Below are 18,825 nucleotides of genomic sequence, written 5' to 3'. Positions count from 1 at the left end.
CCGTTTGATCCAGCCGTGCGCGTTCGACGTCCGGCGGACCGTGTTCACGTTACCCGGCGGTTGCTCCGAATTGGAGTGAATATAGGGGACCCCGCGCACCCGGCAGAGCCCGTTGACCCTTGCTGCCTTCCGGCCCTGGGGGAGTTCACAGGATGCGCGCCGCGCGGGATCCGTATGCAAGTGTAGCGGGCGGATCCGACAATGATCACCACGGGGTGGACCGCAACGGGTCGAAACGGGGCCGAACTGGGAGTTCCCGCCCCGAGCAGCCCCAATTTGGTGACCGGCCGGGGGCACCCGGTATGCTGCTGCACGGAGGATTCGCCTAGTGGCCTATGGCGCTCGCCTGGAACGCGGGTTGGGTTAACGCCCTCAGGGGTTCAAATCCCCTATCCTCCGCCACGGCGAACGCCTCTGACGAGCCCCAACTGGCTGGTCAGGGGCGTTTTTCGTATTGTCCTCGCTACGCTCGCGAACGCTCAGCGTTGTTGACCCTGAAGCCTGTACAACGCGAATTTCGTAGCCGCTGTCTCGAGATCCAGCTCCGACTGCTCGGAAAGCACGACCGAGTCATGTTCGTTGTCGCGGCACGGATGGTGGACATGGACACCACGATCCAGGGTGTTGAAATGCCCGGAAAGTCCTGGTGGCAGCCCTGATTCGAACCTGTCACCGCATTCTCGACCATCCAAGACGCCCCGTGATCCGAATGCGAATCAACAAGTTCTCTGCACTGTGAAAGGTAATAGATGGGCACAGGCAAGCACAGAAAAGTCAGTTCGCGTCAGCAGAAGATGGGGTCGATGGTAGTGGCGGGAGCGGTTCCCGTTCTTCTCACCATGGTGGGGAGCAACGGAACCGCGAACGCCGAGCTCGACCGCCACGTTCCGGCGAGCCGGACCGAGCACGGCGACCACGTTGCCTTCGTGGCCGACGACACCGATTCGGCCGAGGCGAACCCCACCGGGCAGGCAGAGCAGACGAAGCAGTCCACGGACTGGCCCGCCGCCCAGGTGCCGAATGTGCGCCCGTACCGGGGAACACGAATCCCGGACGACACACGCAGTTCGCTGCAGTGGGCGCGACCGGTACCGAAAAACGAGTATCTATCGCCGGTCGAGTCGCTGCACGGCCCGGTCCCGGTCGCACCGGTGCCGCCCATCGCGCCGCCGCCTGGCATGTTGCGTTTCGGAAACGTACAGGTCGAGGCACCCGATTGGCTGCCGCGGGAGCCCGCCATCCAACTCAACGACGCCGCGGCGGTGACCGAGGCCGATCTCGCAACGTTCTTCGACTCGGTGGGTATGGAGCGCACTCGCTCCGATCGCGTCGCGGGTCAGACCGTCGGCTCCGCGGCGCTCGGTGCTGCCGCAGGCGCAGCGATGGCGAGCCCGTTCGCACTGATCGGCGCAGGTGTCGGCGGTGCACTCGGTCTGCTGATCGGCGTGCCTTTCGCACCGATCGGTCTCGCCGCGGGGCCCATCGGCGCCGCATACGGCGCGGCCCTCATGGCGGCACCGCTCGCCGCCATCGGCGCGGGTATCGGCGCGGTTCTCGGTGCGACGCAGGCCCTCACCGCACCCCCACGAGCTCTCGGCCCAGCTGAGGCCGCCACCGGCGAACCTACGACCGATTGACAGAGGTTCCACTTTCTCGAACAGTTGGCGATACCGCCGGAAACGGGCCGGCGGATATCGGCTGCGGCAAAGGCCCCCTTGGCCTGTCGATTTGCGACATGTCAAAGGGGGTCTGATCTGCTGCTGTTTTCGGACCGCTTGTCGACCGCTATTTCAGGCGCGACCCCACCCGGGTGTTGACGCGGTCAGCGCGGTAGGCGGCAGCACGCCTCGCTCTCGTCGACTGCTGCCAAGGTCGCTGTGCCGCATGGCGTTCGCGCGGGATCACCGGTTCGTCGATGTTCCGACGATGCGCGGCTGCCGATTCCTTTTTGTGGCGATCGAGGTCTACATGGTCGACGGTGCGGACCGCCGAAGCGGCCGACCGCGACGCAAGCCGAGAAAGAGAGCTGATTGCTGTGAGTATTCCCACCACTATGCGCGCCCTGCAGCAGACTTCGCTGAAGGGGCCGCAGGATATGCGGTCGATCATCGACGCGCCGGTACCGGTGCCCGGCCCGGGCGAGGTCCTGATCCGAGTCGCGGCCGCCGGTGTCAATTTCGCCGATATCTCGCGGGCCTACGGCACGTTCCTCGACGGTCCGCAACCACCGTATGTTGCGGGTTTCGAGGCCGCCGGCGAGGTCGTGGCGGTGGGTGAGGCTACGAGCGCCCCGCAACCAGGGGCCAGGGTTATCGGCGTCGGCTACGGGGCTTTCGCCGAGTACATGGCCCTGCCCGCGGCTGCGGCGGTGCCGATTCCCGACGGCTGGACGGCCGAGCAGGCGCTGGGCTTGGTCGTGAACTGGCCCACCGCGCTGGCCGCGCTCAGGCCTCTGGGCCGCATCACCGCCGGGCAGACCGTGCTCATCCACGCCGCGGCGGGCGCGACCGGCCAAGCCGCGGTGACCATGGCCAAGCATTACGGCGCGACGGTCATCGCCACTGCCTCGCCGGTCAAGCACGAGACTGTGCGGGCACTCGGCGCCGACCACGTCCTGGACTCCCGCACCGACGACCTCGCCGCCGAGGTACTGCGGCTGACCGGCGGCATCGGCGCCGATCTGGTGCTCGAGTCCGCCGGCGGCGCAACCTTCGCCGCCGGCCTGGCCGCGGCCAGGCGGGTCACCGGCCGAATCGTCGTCTATGGCGTGGCAGGCGGTGCAGCCGCGATCACCAACTGGGAGTTGGTGTACAAGCACCAGGTCCACATCATCGGCCTCAACATCGGCGTGCTGAGCCAGGCCGCACCGCAGATATTCGGCGAGCTCATGGGTGAGCTGTCCGCGCTCATCACCGCTGGGGTCCTCACTCCCGCTCGCCCCACCGCCTACGACTTGTCCGACGGCCCGAAAGCCCTCGCGGAACTCGAAACCCGCAGCACCACCGGCAAACTGGCACTGGTGCCGTGACCACCCGCTGAGCTGCGTTTCGATTCCTTCACAACAGCATCCCGGTCGTAATCAGCGACCGTCCCGACCGGACAAGGAGCTGCCCGTGGGATTCCACCGCACATCCGGCCGACCGGCCACGCCCTACACTCACGACATGACGGCGCACGTGCCGGAAGCGGCGAACCAGGACCGGTTCGCCGCCGAAACCGAGCGGTTCCGCCGGGAGCTGCTGGCGCACTGCTATCGCATGGTCGGCTCGTCCCAGGACGCGGAGGACCTGGTACAGGAAACATATCTTCGGGCATGGCGCTCCTACGCCGGCTTCGAAGGGCGCGCGTCGATTCGTTCCTGGCTCTACAAGATCGCCACCAATGTCTGCCTGACGGCCTTGCAGCCGCGCCGGATCCGGGTGCTGCCCTCGGGCCTGACCGGGGCCTACGACGGGCCCGATCGCCCGCCGAGTCACGTTGCGCCGGGCGAGGTCTCGTGGCTGGAGCCGCTGCCGGACGGGTGGATCACCCCGGCCGCCGACGATCCGGCCGCAACGGTTATCGCACGCGAGTCGCTACGGCTGGCACTCATCGCCAGCCTGCAGCACCTGCCCGCCCGCCAGCGCGCGATCCTCATCCTGCGCGAGGTGCTGGCGTTCTCCGCGGCCGAAACCGCGGAGATCCTCGGCACCACTACGGCGGCGGTCAAGAGCGGTCTGCAGCGCGCCCGTGCCCGGCTCGACGAACTGGATCCGGAGCCCGAGGAGCTGCTCGAACCGACCGACCAGCGGACACGCGCACTACTCGACGGCTACATCGCGGCCTTCGAGCGTTCCGATGCCGGTCTGCTGGAACAAGTGCTGCGCACCGACGCCACGCTGGAGGCGACGCCATTCCGCGAATGGTATGCAGGCCGGGTGCGGTGCATCCACATGCTCGACGCGTACGTGCTCGGCACACCCGGCGACTGGCGGATGATCGCTACTACAGCCAACGGCCAGCCGGCCGCCGTCATCTACTACCGGGACGCCGACTGCGTGTTCCGGGCAAGCGGCATCGTTGTGCTGGCCCCAACTACTACCGGTGTCTCCCGGGTGATCGCACTGCACGACCCAGCGCTGGTCACGATGTTCGGCTTCCCGGGCGTGCTCGCGCCGAATCAGCAGTAGCGCCGGCGTCCGATCCTCGAACTGGAAACACGCACTGTTGGGCTTGCTCTCGGATCTCTGCGATGGCCGGCCCGCGACCGCTCGGCGGCGCACCCGTCGCTGCACCGCAATCGGCTCGGCCATTCAGCCGAGTCGATTCGTGATGTGGGTTGTGGTTGCGCCCCCGCTCGATTGCCGCCGCCACGGTCTCCGCCCGAATGTGTAGGCGTTCAATGCATTCGAACATGTCGATGCCGCTGGGCCATGAGTAGAAGTACGGCGTCGGGCTGCGGTGGATCACCCGGTTGAGGTTTCGGGTCCGCCTAATTCAGCTGTGGCACAGTCGAATACCTCGTTCAGGGCAGCGCGTAGCAAGTCGACGTAAGTGTCTATGTCCGGTAGGGCGGCGGTATCGGCGTGGATCGAGACGGTGACGGTGTCGCCGAGGCCGTGTACGCCGTGGGTCAGGTGCATGACCGAGCCGATTGCGGGGAAGCCGCCGGTGAAGCGGACGGGTGCGCCGCCGAAGGTCAGGTCGGCGGGGCCGCGGTGGACGCTGGAGACCACGGTGTGCCCGGCGATGGAGTCGGGGACGGTGTCGAGTGGGTAGCGCTCGATGTCGCGGCGCAGTAGTGGAGCCGGGGTGACGGCGGTGACGCGGTCCTGTGCGGTGAGCAGTGGGTGCTGTGCGCGGGTTCGGCGATCGGCGAGGGCCGCGGCGATCTTGTTCGCGCGAGCCAGCAGGTCCGGTTCGTCGATGAACAGGTCGACACCGAGGCTTCGGTAGTTATTGCGAGCCGCTATCCGATTGTCGGACAAGGCCATCGGCACTTGCGCGCCGAGGCGATCCGGTCGTTCCCCCCGCGCCGTCAGATAGCGATCGAGCGCGATCGACACTGCGGTCAGCGCGACCACGGTCACGGTGCGGCCCGGGATGCGTACCCGTTCGGCATCGCAGACGATCATCCGTGCCTGATGGGCGGATCCACCTATCGAATCGCTCCGGTTCAGCAGACTCGGCGTGAACGCGGGCCCCGGCCCCGGAAGCCTTCCCGCACTGGTCGATTCGGCCAGCTCCTGCTGCGCGCGGAATGCCTGATAGCCACGAATCACCGTGCGCGCGAACTGAATCGGCATCCGAAGCAGCGCCAGCACCGAGTTCATATGTATGGGATTCGTCGGCGCTTGCGCAGACGAAACGTCCCGGGCAACCATCTCGGCCCCATCAATCTCGGAAAACAACCCCCGGGCGATCTCCGCACCCCGTCGCCCATCCGCCAACGCGTGCGACATCTGCAACACAGCTACCATTGCCGGTCCAGCACCTCCCGGTGCACCGACGACCTCACGAAACACATGCAACCGCCATGGTCGCACCGCGGCGTCCACCCCGGTACCGAGCAGTTTGCCGAGCACCTCACACACATTCGGCCAATCCGGTTCCGGAAGGATATGTTCCACAAATTGCTCGGCACGGAATTCACACCGAACCCATGCCGGATAGTCCAGATCTGCGGGCAGCTCGCGCAGCCGCACCGACAGGTCGGCAATCTCCGCACTGCGGTGCGCGACGAACTCGCGCAGTTGCGCACCGGAACGCCCGGAATCTTCGAAGCAATACAGCATGAAGAGGTCATTTCGGGTACGGCCCGATAGCCAGTACATCGTTGCGTCCTGGGCGGTCACCGTACTCACGACTCGACGATATGACACCGCTTACCGGCACTATCGGCCGGCACCGGGAAACTGAATGATCTTGTTCCACATTGCGGTTCAGGGAAACCTATCGATTCCCGGCCGATCCCCTGCTACCGTCTGTAGTAGAACACATACCACCACTCACCAGAGCGGGGTGTCGGCCATGGCTATTGACATAGGTCGTAAGGCAGGCGAACAAGCCAACTCCTTCGACGAGCGATATCAGGCCGCGAGATTCATCAAACGGTCGATCAACAAGGTTTTTCCGACCCACTGGTCGTTCTTACTCGGCGAGATCGCGCTCTACAGCTTCATCATCCTGGTGCTGTCCGGTACCTATCTGACGCTGTACTTCGACCCATCGATGGCCGAGGTCACCTACAACGGCGCTTACCAGCCGCTGCGCGGGGTGTCGATGACCCGCGCCTACGAGACGGCGCTGAACATCTCCTTCGAGGTCCGCGGCGGTTTGTTCGTCCGCCAGGTGCACCATTGGGCAGCACTGCTTTTCGCGGCCTCGATCATCGTGCACCTGTTCCGGATCTTCTTCACCGGCGCGTTCCGCAAGCCGCGCGAAGCGAACTGGGTACTCGGCTCGCTGCTGCTGATCCTGGCCATGTTCGAGGGGTACTTCGGCTACTCGCTACCCGACGACCTGCTCTCGGGCACCGGCCTGCGGGCGGCGTTCTCTTCCATCACGCTCGGCATCCCGCTCATCGGCACCTGGATGCACTGGTTGATGTTCGGCGGCGACTATCCGGGCGAGATCATCCTTCCGCGCCTGTTCATCGCGCACGTGCTGCTGTTCCCCGGCATCATGCTCGCGCTGATCGCCGCGCATATCGCGCTGGTCTGGTATCAGAAGCACACCCAGTTCCCCGGTCCCGGCCGCACCGAACGCAATGTGATCGGCACACGCATCGTGCCGGTGTTCTCGCTGGATCAGGGCGCGTTCTTCGCGTTCACCCTCGGTGTCGTCGCACTTATGGGCGGCTTGCTGCAGATCAACCCGATCTGGGCCTTCGGGCCCTACAGCCCGGCCAAGGTATCGGCGGGCACCCAGCCGGACTTCTACATGATGTGGACAGACGGCATGATGCGCCTGATCCCGCCGTGGGAGCTGTATCCGGGCCGCTATACCGTGCCCGCACCGTTCTGGGGTGCGATGATCATGGGCTTGGTGTTCACTGTGCTCATCGCCTATCCGTGGATCGAACGGCGCCTGACCAAGGACACCGCACACCACAACCTGCTGCAACGCCCGCGTGACGTGCCGGTCCGCACCGCGATCGGCGCGATGGCGATCACCTTCTACGTGGTACTGACGCTGTCCTGCGTGAACGACATCATCGCTTATAAATTCGATGTCTCACTGAACGCGACCACCTGGGTCGGCCGGATCGGCATTCTGACCCTGCCCGCGGTGGCCTACTTCGCCGCTTACCGCATCTGCCTGGGCCTGCAGCGCAGCGACCGTGCCGTGCTGGAGCACGGCATCGAGACCGGCATTATCAGGCGGCTGCCGCACGGCGAGTACATCGAGATCCACCAGCCGCTCGGTCCGGTCGACGAGCACGGTCACCCGATTCCGTTGACCTATCAGGGTGCGACGGTGCCGAAGAAGATGAACAAGCTCGGTTCGGCGGGCAAGCCGGGCACCGGCGGATTCTTCCGACCCGATCCGTGGCAGGAATCCCGCGCGCACATGGCGGCCGAGCACGAGGAAGAGCGCAAGCAGCTCGCCGTGCTACGCGCAGCTCAGGAGGAGACCGACGGCCGGCACCACTGAGAAAGGGCACTGAGCACCTGCGAAGGCCCCGAGTCCGTGCCGACCCGGGGCCCGTGCTGTTGGCTCGGACGTACCTGTTTTTCAGGCGCGGCCGAACTCCCCCCTCGACATTCCTTTTAGGAACGCGTTCCACTCGCCGGGCGTAAACGCCAACAACGGACCATAGCCGTTGTCTTTGGTGTCGCGGACCGCCACGTTGCCGTCGACGAGAAATGCGACTTCCACGCAGTTCCCGTCGGGGCCGCTGTATGTGCTCTTACGCCACACAGCGCCCGTCAAGTCAACTTCCACGGCACTAGCTCCTTTGCTGCGTCGAGAACGAGATATTCTTCTGACATCGTTCTAACTAGCACCGGCATCCGGCGCGGAACGCCGAATCCCGCGGTGCGCCTTGCCAAAGCGCGCGACTTTCACGGTGCGTCGTGATCGCACTGCACTTCGAGGTGAATTCACCTCGCGGGGTCGCCCCCGCGCGGTAAACAGTAGCAGGTTCCTCGAGAATTTGCCGATCTCTTGCCCATTCAATGCTCGCATTTGCCAATCTTGCGAAGATGAGGAGTTGCGGGAACATTGCCGGAAGATGACATTCATTCATATGTTTGCTGGGCAGCAAACTTTTTGGGATGTGATTGCTCCGTGATCCGTCAATTAATCGTGATCGAACCAACTCGGGTGGACGCCTTCGACTCCGTCCGTGGATGATGGGCAGCATGGTCGAACGCCCGCGCGACGAGGCAGGTCGCGCACGCAATCCCCGCCCACGCGACCGGTTCGGGCGGCCGCTGCCCGTCGGCAGCGTCGGGGTGCCGCGAATTCCGGACGACCTGAATCTGCCGCCCCAGCAAACCCTTTCCTACGCCCAGCAACTGCTGGATGACGGCCTGGCATTCAACGCACACGAGGTATTGGAGGCCGCATGGAAGAACGGGCCGTTCGCCGAAAGGATGCTGTGGCAGGGTCTAGCGCAATATGCGGTCGGCCTCACCCACATCCAGCGCGCGAATCCGAAGGGCGCGCGCACGCTGCTCACCCGTGCGGTGACCCGGCTGCGCGCCTATGAGGCCGACCGAAACACTGCTGTGCCGTACGGAATCGACCACGCGGGTCTCATCGCGCACGCCGAGGACCTGCTTGCTGCCCTCGACAGCGGAACCTCCATCACCGAAGACCGACTCAAGCCGCAGTTGCTGATCCGGTGACCCGCGCCGGAACCCCTAGCATGGCAAACGTGCCAGTAATCAGAAATCCAGCAGGCAGGTATGCCCCGAGCCCGTCGGGCGATCTGCACATCGGAAATCTGCGCACCGCGGTGCTGGCCTGGTTGTTCGCGCGATCGACCGGACGCCGCTTCGTGCTCCGGATCGACGATCTGGATCGCGTCCGGCCGGGCGCCGAACAACGCCAACTGGCGGATCTCGCCGCGATCGGACTGGATTGGGACGGCCCCGTAGTCCGGCAGAGCGACCGGCTGCCGCACTATCGAGCGGCGATCGATCAACTCACCGCGGCCGGGCTCACCTACGAGTGCTATTGCACCCGAAGGGAAATCCAGCAGGCCGCGACCGCACCGCACGGACCGCTCGGCCACTATCCGGGCACCTGCCGTGATCTGACCGAAGCCGAGCGGGCCGAGCATCGCACCGACGGACGCCCGGCCGCGTTGCGGTTGCGTGCGCACGCAACCGAATTCGAGATCACCGATGAATTGCACGGGCGCTACCGCGGCCCCGTCGACGATGTCGTACTGCGCCGCGGCGACGGAATTCCGGCGTACAACCTGGCCGTCGTCGTCGACGATGCGGAGCAGGGCATCGATCAGGTGGTCCGCGGTGACGATCTGCTGCCGTCGACGCCACGTCAGGCCTATCTCGCGACGCTGCTCGACCTTCCGGTACCGCACTACGCACATGTGCCACTGGTGCTGAATGCCGCGGGCAAGCGACTGGCCAAGCGCGACGGCGCGGTGACACTCGCCGATCAGCTCGCCCTCGGCAACACACCCGATCGCGTCGCGGCCGCACTGGCCAGTTCGCTGGGCTATCCCCCGATTTCGCCCGCCGAACTACTCGACGGGTTCGACCCGGCCGATCTGACCCAGGAACCGTGGATACTCGATGAGAATGGGTTGTTGCAACCCGCGCGATGTCCGTAACGTACGCAAGCGACCGATCTACTGATCACTGACGAGGACACACATATGACAAGCGGTGGGTACGACCCCAACCAATATCCGCAAGGCGGGCAACAATACCCAGGCGGCCAGCAGTACCCGCAGGGTGGACAGCCCCAGTACGGCCAGCAGCCGCCGCAGTACGGACAGCAGCCCCAGTACGGCCAGCAGCCGCAATACGGACAGCAGCCGCCCCAGTACGGCCAGCAACCGCAATACGGACAGCAGCCGCAGGATCCCTACGGCCAGCAGCAGCCCTACCCCCAGCAGCCCTATGGCGAGCAGCCGGGATACGGATACGGCGGACAGCCCGGTGATATCGGCGCCCGCATCGGCGCCCGTGTCATCGATCACCTGATCGTCGGCATCCCGGTCGCCGTCATCATCTCGCTGATCGTGGGCTCCGGACTCGGTGGGCAGATTGTGACCGGCCTGGTCGGCGCTATCGCGGCGCTCGGGTACTTCGTCGGCATGGAGACCTCGCAGGGCACCACCCTCGGCAAGAAGATCGTGGGCCTCAAGGTCGTCGCGCCCGGCGGTGCGGCGAAGATCAGCCCGGAGGTTTCGCTGAAGCGCAACCTCTATGTCGCCCTCGGCATCATCCCGTGCATCGGTGGCCTGGCCGAGCTCGGCCTGGTCATCTACATGATCATCACCACCTCGCAGGACCCGAACAAGCAGGGCTGGCACGACAAGTTCGCCGGCGGCACCCAGGTCGTCAAGGCCTGATCGCCGAACCTGGATACAACTCAGGGGCGCTCCCGGAATCGGGAGCGCCCCTGATGTTTTCGAGTCCTATGTCGTCGAGAGCGCGACGTTGAGAATCACGTAGACGATGGCGAGCACGATGCCGCCCGCGCCCACCCAGATACCGGCCAGCGCCAGGCCGCGGCCCTCCTGTCCGCGCTCCTTGATCTGGTTGAGTGCGATGACACCGAGCACGATCCCGACGATCGAACCGATGCAGGTGCACAGCCCGACCACCGAGGCGACCAGCGAACCGATTGCCAGGCCATTAGTCCCCTGGGCCTGCTGCGCATAGCCGTACGGCTGATATGCGCCCGGATAGGCCGGGGTCTGCGGATACGGCTGCTGCGGGCCGGCGACCGGCTGCTGCGGGTAGCTCGGGTACTGCGACTGCGGCTGAGGTGGCGGCGTCGGAGCCGGCTGCTGCGGGTACTGCGGCGCGGAAGGGTACTGCGGTGCCGAGGGGTACTGCGGTACCGACCCCTGGGAGCCAGCCTCCGGCGACACGCCTTCGCCGCCGTACTGTTTCCACCATTCGTCGGAATCGCCGGGATTCGTCATTGGTACAGCCTATTCCACAACCTGGTTGGATGAAGCGCGTGAGTGAGTCCAAAACAGTCGAAGAACACCCAGAATCTGGGGGCCCCGCAGCGGCCCACGCGGCATTCGCCGTCGCCGCGCGGGGCTACTACACCCCCGTCGTCGCCCTGTTCACCGCGACGCTGATCATCTCGAATATCTGCGCAACCAAAGGCGTCCAATTCTTCACCGATCATTCGGTGAAGCTGGGCCCCATCGAGATCCTGCCGATCTCCACCGACGGTGCGTGGTTCCTGTTCCCCCTGGCCTACATCATCGGCGACGTCCTGAGCGAGGTGTACGGCTTCAAGGCCGCCCGCCGCGCCATCTACTACGGCTTCGCCATCCTGCTGCTCGCGGTCATCTGCTTCAAGATCGCCATCGAGCTGCCCGCCGCGACCTTCTACGACAATCAGGAAGCCTTCCGCTCCGTCATCGGCACCACCCCGCAGCTGGTCGCCGCGGGCCTGGCCGGGTACTTCGTCGGCGAGATGCTGAATTCGGCCTCGCTGGTATTCATCAAGGAGAAGACCAAGGAGAAGCACCTGTGGGCGCGGCTGATCGGCTCCACGGTCGTCGGCGAATTCGGTGACACGCTGATCTTCTGCTCGATCGCGGCCACCGCCATCGGCATCGACAGCTGGGGACAGTTCGTGAACTACGTGATCGTCGGCTTCGTCTGGAAGACGCTCGCCGAGGTCATCGTGCTGCCGATCACCTACCGGGTGATCGCCTTCCTGAAGAAGCACGAGCCGAGCTACGCGCCACGCGAAGCTCCCGCGCTCCTGAGCTGAAAGTTACTACGCCGCAGGCTCGCTCGAGCGTAACCACAACGGAGCGCGTCTTACGACCGACCGTTCCGGCCCGTCTCGCATCCGAGTCGGCGCTCCCGACGCATCGCGAGGTGCTCGAGCGAACCTGGGGTAGTCACCAGAAGTGCTGAAGCAGTAAGAATCCAAGCCCCTTCCCAGCCACACATCCTCTCTGTCTTACGAGCGACCGTTCGCGACCGTTCGCGACCGTTCGCGACCGTTCGCGACCGTCTCGACGCTCCCGACACATCGCGAGGTGCCCGACCGGCCCCGGGGTAACCACCAGACAGCGCTGAAGCAGTAAGGATCCAAGCCCTTCCCAACCACCACGGAGCGAGTCTTACGAGCGACCGTTCGCGGCCCGTCTCGCGTCCGAGCCGTCGAAGCGCATGCGCCGCAGGCGCGAGTCTCGACGGCGCCGCTAGCGACTGCTTGCAGGTCGCTCGAAAGGGTCAGCCGCGAGACACCAGGGGGCCGCGAACACGCCGCGCCGAAGGCGCGGCAATTAGACACGACCTTTCCAGCGGCCTAGCGTTTCGGCCTTGAACTCGTCGAAGCAGCCGCCCTCGATGCTCTCGCGAATCCGGTCGACGAGCCGAATCGTGTAGCGCTCGTTGTGAATTGTGCACAGCGTCGAGGCCAGCATCTCCTTGGCCTTGAACAGGTGATGGATATAGGCCCGGGTGTAATTCGCGCAGGTGTAGCAGTCGCAGGTGTCGTCGATCGGGGTGAAGTCGCGGCGGAATCTGGCGGTATTGATATTGAATCTGCCCTCGGCGACGTAGATCGCCGCATTGCGTGCGACCCGGGACGGGTTCACACAGTCGAAGGTGTCCGCTCCGTTCTCCACCGCGACGAAGATGTCCTCCGGTTCGCTGATGCCGAGCATATGGCGCGGCTTGTCCTCTGGCAGTTCGTCGCAGCACCAGCCGACGATGGCGCCGAGATTGTGTTTCTCCAGTGCGCCGCCGATGCCGTAGCCGTCGAAACCCGATCCGGCACTGCCGCGCAGCGATTCCAGTTCCCGACAGGCCTTGCGCCGCAGGTCTTCGTACTGCGCGCCCTGGATCACCGCGAACAGCGCCTGATACGGGCGATGGGTGCGCGCAGCGGTCAACCGTTCGTGCTCGTCGATGCAGCGCTGTGCCCATTCGTGTGTGCGCTGCAGCGACTTCTCCTGGTAGGCACGGGTATTCAGCAGGGTGGTCAGCTCGTCGAAGGCGAACATGATATCCGCCCCGAGTTGATGCTGGATGCCCATCGAAACCTCCGGAGTGAACCGGTGTTTCGAGCCGTCGAGGTGCGAGCGGAAGGTAACGCCGTCATCGTCGACGGTGGCCAAGCGCTCTTTGCCTTTCGCGATCACGTCATCGCTGCGGACGTCGACCGCCTCCATGGCCAGTACCTTCTTGAAGCCGACACCCAGCGACATCACCTGGAAGCCGCCGCTGTCGGTGAAGGTCGGGCCGGGCCAGTTCATGAATTCGCTCAGCCCACCCGCCTCGTCCACGATGTCCGGGCCCGGCTGCAGGTACAGGTGGTAGGCATTCGCCAGTAGCGCCTGCGCGCCGAGTTCCTTCATGGTCTCGGGCAGCACCGCCTTCACCGTCGCCTTGGTGCCGACCGGAATGAATGCGGGCGTCGCGATATCACCGTGCGGTGTGCCGATCATGCCCGTTCGACCGTGTCGCCCCGGGATGCGGGTACCGACGGTGAACGAGAAAGCTCCGGGATCAGCCACGCCGTACATCCTCTCAGGCAGTCGGTAGTGCCCCGCACCACGCTGTCCACAGCCGACAGGCATCGCGCCCACTGCACACGATGTGTCTCACCACCATCCTGGCAATGGGCGCACCCGTTATGCGCGATAGCTGCCCGGTATGCGGCACCGCGGGTCAGGCCTCGGCGGCGGCCGCGGCGAACTGGGCGTTGTACAGGCGGTAGTAGGCGCCGCGTTCTTCGAGGAGGCGCTCGTGGTTGCCGTGTTCGACAATGCGGCCGGCCTCCATGACGACGATCAGGTCGGCGTCGCGGATGGTGGACAGGCGGTGGGCGATGACGAAGCTGGTGCGGTCCCGGCGCAGGGCCGCGGTCGCGTGCTGGACCAGCGCCTCGGTGCGAGTGTCGACCGAACTCGTCGCCTCGTCGAGCACCAGGATGGACGGCTTGGCCAGGAAGGCGCGGGCAATGGTGATCAGCTGCTTCTCACCAGCGCTCACGCCCGAGCCCTCCTCATCGATGACCGTGTCGTATCCGTGCGGCAGCGCGTGTACGAAGCGGTCGACATAGGCGGCGCGGGCGGCCTCGAGAATATCCGCCTCGCTCGCATTCGGACTGCCGTAGGCGATGTTCTCCCGGATGGTGCCCTTGAACAGCCAGGTGTCCTGCAGCACCATGCCGATCCTGGAACGCAGGTGATCTCGGGTGATCTCGGTGATGTCGACGCCGTCGATGGTGATGGTCCCCGCGTCGAGTTCGTAGAACCGCAGCAGCAGATTCACCAGGGTGGTCTTGCCCGCACCGGTCGGACCGACGATGGCGACCACATGTCCCGGTTCGGCGACCAGCGACAGCCGCTCGATGACCGGCGTCTCCGGTTCGTAGCGGAACGACACCGCCTCGAACTCGACCCGGCCGCGATCGACCGGACGGGTGTTCTCCATGACCGGATCCGCCGATTGCTCCTCGGCATCGAGGATCTCGAAGATCCGCTCGGCCGATGCGACACCGGATTGCAGCAGGTTGGCCATCGCGCCGATCTGGGTCAGCGGCTGGCTGAACTGCCGGGAGTACTGGATGAAGGCCTGCACCTCACCGAGCGACAGATTGCCGGTCGCCACGCGCAGGCCGCCGACCAGCGCCACCAGCACGAAGTTCACGTTCCCGAGGAACATGATCGCGGGCATGATCAGCCCGGAGATGAACTGCGCCTTGAAACTCGACTCGTAGAGATCGTTGTTGCGCTTGTCGAATTCCTGACCGACCTCGCGGTTGCGGCCGAATGCGGTGACCACCTCGTGCCCGGTGAAGGCCTCCTCGACCTGGGCGTTCACCATGCCGGTGTACTTCCACTGGTTCACGAAGTGCGGTTTGGAGCGTTTGGCGATCTGCGTGGTGACCACGATCGCGGCGGGCACGGTGAGCAGGGCGATCAACGCGAGCAGCGGCGAAATCCAGAACATCATGATCAGGATGCCGACCACCGAGAACAGCGAGAGGATCAGCTGGCTCATGGTCTGCTGCAGGGTCTGCGACACATTGTCCACGTCATTGGTGACGCGGCTGAGCAGGTCACCGCGCGGCGTGGAATCGAAGTAGCGCAATGGAAGTCGATGGATCTTCTCCTCGACATCGCTGCGCAGCCGCTTCACGGTGCGGTTGATGACGATATTGAGCAGGAAGGACTGCAGCCAGCTGAAGACCGCGGCGCCGATGTAGAGCAGCAGTACCAGCATCAACACCCGGCCGACGGCGCCGAAATCCACACCGACACCCGGGGTGACATCCATCGCGCCGAGCATGTCGGCGAAGGTGTTGTCGCCCGCGGCCCGCAGGCGCTGGATCGCCTCTTCTTTGGTGATGCCACTCGGCAATCGGCGGCCGACGACACCATCGAATACCACGTTGGTGGCCTTGCCGAGGATGTAAGGGCCGAGCGTATTCAGCACCACCGAGATGATCGCGAGTCCGACGATCACGCCGACGTACACTCGCTCGGGCGCCAGCCTGCGCAACAACCGCTGCAGCGACGGACCGAACGATTTCGCTTTCGCATCCGGCGCACCGGGATTCACCGCTCCGGGTCTCATCGGATCTCCTCCCGCCGGGTCCGATACCCGTCACCGCTCGCATCGGGCGGCACCACGTTGCGCTTGCCGAGCACGACGGCCTCATCGGCGCCGAGCTGCGAGGCGACGATCTCCTGGTACTCCGCGCAATCGCGCATCAGCTGCTCATGAGTGCCGATCGCGGCTGTCATGCCGTCTTCGAGCACCACGATCTGATCGGCATCGCGGATGGTGGTAACCCGTTGCGCCACAATGATTACCGAGGCATCCCTGGTCTCCGGCCGCAATGCTTCGCGTAGTCGGGCATCGGTGGCGACATCGAGTGCGGAGAACGAATCGTCGAACAGGTAGACCCGCGGCTTCTTCACCAGCACCCGCGCGATGGCCAACCGCTGACGCTGTCCACCCGAAACAGTGGTGCCGCCCTGCGCGACCGGCGTCTGCAAACCCTGCGGCATATCGCGCACGAAGTCGGCGGCCTGGGCGATCTCCAGACATCGCCACAGTTCCTCGTCGCTGGCGTCCGGATTGCCGTAGCGCAGATTGCTCGCGATCGTGCCGGAGAACAGATATGCCTTCTGCGGCACCAGCCCGATCTGTTCGCGCAGCACTTCGAGATCGATGTGACGCACATCGGTACCGCCGACGTAGACCGCGCCATCGGTCACATCGATGAGCCGGGGAATCAGATTGAGCAGTGTCGTCTTGCCCGCGCCGGTGGAACCGACGATCGCCGTGGTCGTACCCGGCTCGACCTGGAACCGGATCGCGGACAGCACCGGTTTCTCCGCGCCGGGAAAGGCGAATTCGGCGAATTGCAGATCTACCTGCGCCGGATCGCCCTTGAACGGCTGCGGCAGCCGCGGCGGCAGCACCGAAGTTTCGGTCTCGAGTACCGCACCGATCCGGTCGGCCGACACGGCCGCGCGCGGCGCCATCATGGCCAGGAACGAGGCCATCATGACGGCCATCAGGATCTGCATGATGTAGGACAGCATCGCGGTGAGCGAGCCGATCTGCATCTTGTCTTCGTTGATCAGATGTCCGCCGAACCAGATCACCCCGACCGCGGTGATATTGCTGATCAGCATCACCAGCGGGAACATCAGCGCCATCAGCCGCCCGACCCGCAGCGAGGATTCGGTGAGTTCGGTGTTGGCCACGCCGAAGCGCCAGGTCTCCTGCCGTTCGCGCACGAACGCGCGCACCACCCGGATACCGGTGATCTGCTCGCGCAGCACCCGGTTGACCTCATCGATCCGGTGCTGCATATCGCGGAAGCCGGGCACCATCTTCGCCACGATGACACCCATCGAAATGGCAAGTGCGGGCACCGCGATGAGCAGCAGCCAGGACAGCCCGAGGTCCTCGCGCAGCGCCATGAAGATGCCACCGATGCACATGATCGGCGCCATCACCAGGATGGTGGCCGACATCACGATCAACAGCTGAACCTGCTGAATATCGTTGGTATTGCGGGTGATAAGCGAGGGCGCGCCGAACATGCCGACCTCGCGCGCGGAGAAGGTGCCGACCCGGTGCAGCACCGCGCCGCGCAGATCCCGACCCGCGCCCATCGCGGCCTGCGCGCCGAGGTAGACCGAGCAGGCCGAGGCGATGATCTGCACGCCGGTGACGGCGAGCATCCACAGACCGGTGGTCCAGATGTAGCCGATATCACCCTTGGTGACACCGTTATCGATCAGGTCGGCGTTCAGGGTCGGCAGGTACAGCATCGCGATGACCGAGATGAGTTGTAGGCCGACGACGCCCGCCAATTGGGCCCGGTAGGGGGCCAGATGAGTGCGAAGCAGTCTGATCAGCATGATGAAAAGGAGGCTACCGGCAATCCGCGCGGTCCGTCGCGAACATTCCTGACCAGCAGCGATGTTCGCGCGTGCGGCTTTCGGCCGGGTGTAGTTCGATTCGAATTATCGCCGCGCCCAGGCACCTGGATCCTCGGTGAGTGTGCTGACGAATCCCGGCAGCCGGTCCCGCGCGATGTCATCGATGGAGACGTTCTCCAGCACCGCACGAATATTCACCCGCAGCGCGATCCACACCCGCTGCAACGGTTCGGCCGCACCCGGATATCGCACATCCTCCGGACGCTCGCCGCGCACCGAGGCCAGCGGGCCCTCGATCGCGCGGATCACATCGGCGATGGAGATCTGCGCGGCCGGGCGGGCCAGCCAATAGCCGCCGTCCGGGCCGCGCCTACTGGTGACCAGATCAGCTCTGCGCAATTCGGCGAGTACGGTCTCGAGCACCTTGGGCGGAATATGCTGCGCGGTCGAAATCGCGTCGGCCTTCACCACCGGGGCGACCTGCACGGCGACCCGATCCGACGCACCGTGGATCTGCGGTGCGCGGGCGATCTCCAATAGGGTCCGCACCGCGTAATCGACCCTCGCGGTGATGTGCACGGCGGCTACTCCCTGGCCTCTTCGGTGTTCGAACGAATCTACGCGGTATGGCAGCCGGTCAGCACACAGGTGGCCGCGTCCAGAAGTATGCGTTCCACCACCGAATCCTCCACCCCGGGCACGAGTTCGGTGGACAGCAGCGCGACTCCGAGCACTTCCAGCGCCGCACTGGCGCGCAGCTTGGCGACATCGTCGGCGCCGGGTCCGGCGAGCCATTCGCGCAGTACCCGAGTGGAATCCAGCATGTCCGGATACCGGTCGGCCATGACATTGATGATCGCGACGGTGTCGCGCACGCACAGCGCACCCGCGTCGCGATGGCGGATCATGCCGCGCAGATAGGCGCGCAACACGGCGCGCACGCCCTCCTCGTCGTGCGGGACGGCATCGATATCCTCGACCACCGAGCGCATGTGATCGACAATCGGATCGACGATCGCCAGTAATAGATCTAACTTCGAGGCGTAGTGATAGTAGAGCGAAGCCTTTGTGATTCCTACCGCATCCGCGACCTCGCGCAGGCTCGTCTGTTCGAAACCCTTGGCCCCGAACAGCTTTACCGCAGCGTCGCGAATTGCCATTTTTGTGCCGCCACCTGCGACAACAGCGTCGCCTGCGTCACGAACAATCATGGGATGATCCTCTCACCACTTATGCGCTGAGCTAAC

General features: G+C 65.0%; 16 protein-coding genes, 1 tRNA gene and 1 other RNA gene. 9 read left to right on the top strand and 9 right to left on the bottom strand.

What is annotated here, in order from left to right:
* Positions 1–80: 80 nt before the first annotated feature.
* An RNA gene (ffs, locus tag ACQPYR_RS01830) (signal recognition particle sRNA small type) lies at positions 81–175 on the bottom strand.
* Between the two features lie 139 nt (positions 176–314).
* Between ffs and ACQPYR_RS01825 the strand changes: the two genes are divergently transcribed.
* From ACQPYR_RS01825 to ACQPYR_RS01810, 4 genes are all read left to right on the top strand, one after another.
* Positions 315–402: transfer RNA gene (locus ACQPYR_RS01825), tRNA-Ser, on the top strand.
* A 401-nt stretch (positions 403–803) separates the two neighbouring features.
* On the top strand, positions 804–1,637 hold the full coding sequence (locus ACQPYR_RS01820) for a hypothetical protein (protein ID WP_433626836.1): 834 nt from the start codon (positions 804–806) through the stop codon (positions 1,635–1,637).
* Positions 1,638–2,035: 398 nt separating this feature from the next.
* Positions 2,036–3,028 (top strand): zinc-binding dehydrogenase, encoded by a 993-nt coding sequence (locus tag ACQPYR_RS01815; protein WP_433626834.1) that lies wholly within the window; start codon positions 2,036–2,038, stop codon positions 3,026–3,028.
* Positions 3,029–3,164: 136 nt separating this feature from the next.
* On the top strand, positions 3,165–4,169 hold the full coding sequence (locus ACQPYR_RS01810) for a sigma-70 family RNA polymerase sigma factor (protein ID WP_433626832.1): 1,005 nt from the start codon (positions 3,165–3,167) through the stop codon (positions 4,167–4,169).
* A 276-nt stretch (positions 4,170–4,445) separates the two neighbouring features.
* On the opposite strand, the gene ACQPYR_RS01805 is transcribed toward ACQPYR_RS01810, so the two are convergent.
* On the bottom strand, positions 4,446–5,843 hold the full coding sequence (locus ACQPYR_RS01805; RefSeq protein WP_433626829.1) for a WS/DGAT domain-containing protein: 1,398 nt from the start codon (positions 5,841–5,843) through the stop codon (positions 4,446–4,448).
* A 166-nt stretch (positions 5,844–6,009) separates the two neighbouring features.
* Here ACQPYR_RS01805 and qcrB point away from each other — a divergent pair, with 166 nt between their 5' ends.
* Positions 6,010–7,635, top strand: a complete 1,626-nt coding sequence (qcrB, locus tag ACQPYR_RS01800) for a cytochrome bc1 complex cytochrome b subunit (protein ID WP_433626826.1) — start codon at positions 6,010–6,012, stop codon at positions 7,633–7,635.
* 81 nt (positions 7,636–7,716) lie between these two features.
* On the opposite strand, the gene ACQPYR_RS01795 is transcribed toward qcrB, so the two are convergent.
* Entirely contained in the window at positions 7,717–7,926 is a 210-nt protein-coding gene (locus ACQPYR_RS01795) for a DUF397 domain-containing protein (protein ID WP_433626824.1), read from the bottom strand.
* A gap of 419 nt (positions 7,927–8,345) precedes the next feature.
* Between ACQPYR_RS01795 and ACQPYR_RS01790 the strand changes: the two genes are divergently transcribed.
* The 3 genes from ACQPYR_RS01790 to ACQPYR_RS01780 are packed head-to-tail and all read left to right on the top strand — an operon-like array spanning position 8,346 to position 10,534.
* Entirely contained in the window at positions 8,346–8,834 is a 489-nt protein-coding gene (locus ACQPYR_RS01790) for a DUF309 domain-containing protein (protein WP_433626822.1), read from the top strand.
* A gap of 20 nt (positions 8,835–8,854) precedes the next feature.
* Positions 8,855–9,787 carry a tRNA glutamyl-Q(34) synthetase GluQRS gene (gene gluQRS, locus ACQPYR_RS01785; RefSeq protein ID WP_433626820.1) on the top strand — a complete coding sequence of 311 codons (933 nt, stop codon included), beginning with the start codon at positions 8,855–8,857 and terminating at the stop codon, positions 9,785–9,787.
* A 45-nt stretch (positions 9,788–9,832) separates the two neighbouring features.
* Positions 9,833–10,534 carry an RDD family protein gene (locus ACQPYR_RS01780; protein WP_433626818.1) on the top strand — a complete coding sequence of 234 codons (702 nt, stop codon included), beginning with the start codon at positions 9,833–9,835 and terminating at the stop codon, positions 10,532–10,534.
* Between the two features lie 66 nt (positions 10,535–10,600).
* Here ACQPYR_RS01780 and ACQPYR_RS01775 read toward each other — a convergent pair whose 3' ends face one another.
* The gene (locus ACQPYR_RS01775; protein ID WP_433626815.1) at positions 10,601–11,113 is read right to left on the bottom strand and encodes a DUF4190 domain-containing protein; all 513 of its coding nucleotides are present in this window, start codon (positions 11,111–11,113) and stop codon (positions 10,601–10,603) included.
* Between the two features lie 29 nt (positions 11,114–11,142).
* Between ACQPYR_RS01775 and ACQPYR_RS01770 the strand changes: the two genes are divergently transcribed.
* Positions 11,143–11,925: a queuosine precursor transporter gene (locus tag ACQPYR_RS01770; protein WP_433626812.1), complete on the top strand. Its 783-nt coding sequence runs from the start codon at positions 11,143–11,145 to the stop codon at positions 11,923–11,925.
* A gap of 523 nt (positions 11,926–12,448) precedes the next feature.
* On the opposite strand, the gene tgt is transcribed toward ACQPYR_RS01770, so the two are convergent.
* The 5 genes from tgt to ACQPYR_RS01745 all read right to left on the bottom strand — a co-directional run bounded on the left by tgt (position 12,449) and on the right by ACQPYR_RS01745 (position 18,789).
* Positions 12,449–13,684: a tRNA guanosine(34) transglycosylase Tgt gene (tgt, locus tag ACQPYR_RS01765; protein WP_433626809.1), complete on the bottom strand. Its 1,236-nt coding sequence runs from the start codon at positions 13,682–13,684 to the stop codon at positions 12,449–12,451.
* 154 nt (positions 13,685–13,838) lie between these two features.
* Positions 13,839–15,752, bottom strand: a complete 1,914-nt coding sequence (locus ACQPYR_RS01760) for an ABC transporter ATP-binding protein (RefSeq protein ID WP_433626806.1) — start codon at positions 15,750–15,752, stop codon at positions 13,839–13,841.
* Entirely contained in the window at positions 15,749–17,557 is a 1,809-nt protein-coding gene (locus tag ACQPYR_RS01755) for an ABC transporter ATP-binding protein (protein ID WP_433626803.1), read from the bottom strand. The genes ACQPYR_RS01760 and ACQPYR_RS01755 overlap by 4 nt, the downstream gene beginning before the upstream one ends.
* Before the next feature lie 105 nt (positions 17,558–17,662).
* Entirely contained in the window at positions 17,663–18,157 is a 495-nt protein-coding gene (locus ACQPYR_RS01750) for an RrF2 family transcriptional regulator (RefSeq protein WP_433626800.1), read from the bottom strand.
* Positions 18,158–18,195: 38 nt separating this feature from the next.
* On the bottom strand, positions 18,196–18,789 hold the full coding sequence (locus ACQPYR_RS01745; RefSeq protein WP_433626797.1) for a TetR/AcrR family transcriptional regulator: 594 nt from the start codon (positions 18,787–18,789) through the stop codon (positions 18,196–18,198).
* Positions 18,790–18,825 lie beyond the last annotated feature (36 nt).

Source organism: Nocardia sp. CA-120079 (assembly GCF_050955745.1).
Lineage (GTDB): Bacteria > Actinomycetota > Actinomycetes > Mycobacteriales > Mycobacteriaceae > Nocardia.
Note: the sequence above shows the minus strand (reverse complement) of the source record. Positions and strands in the feature narration are given on the sequence as shown.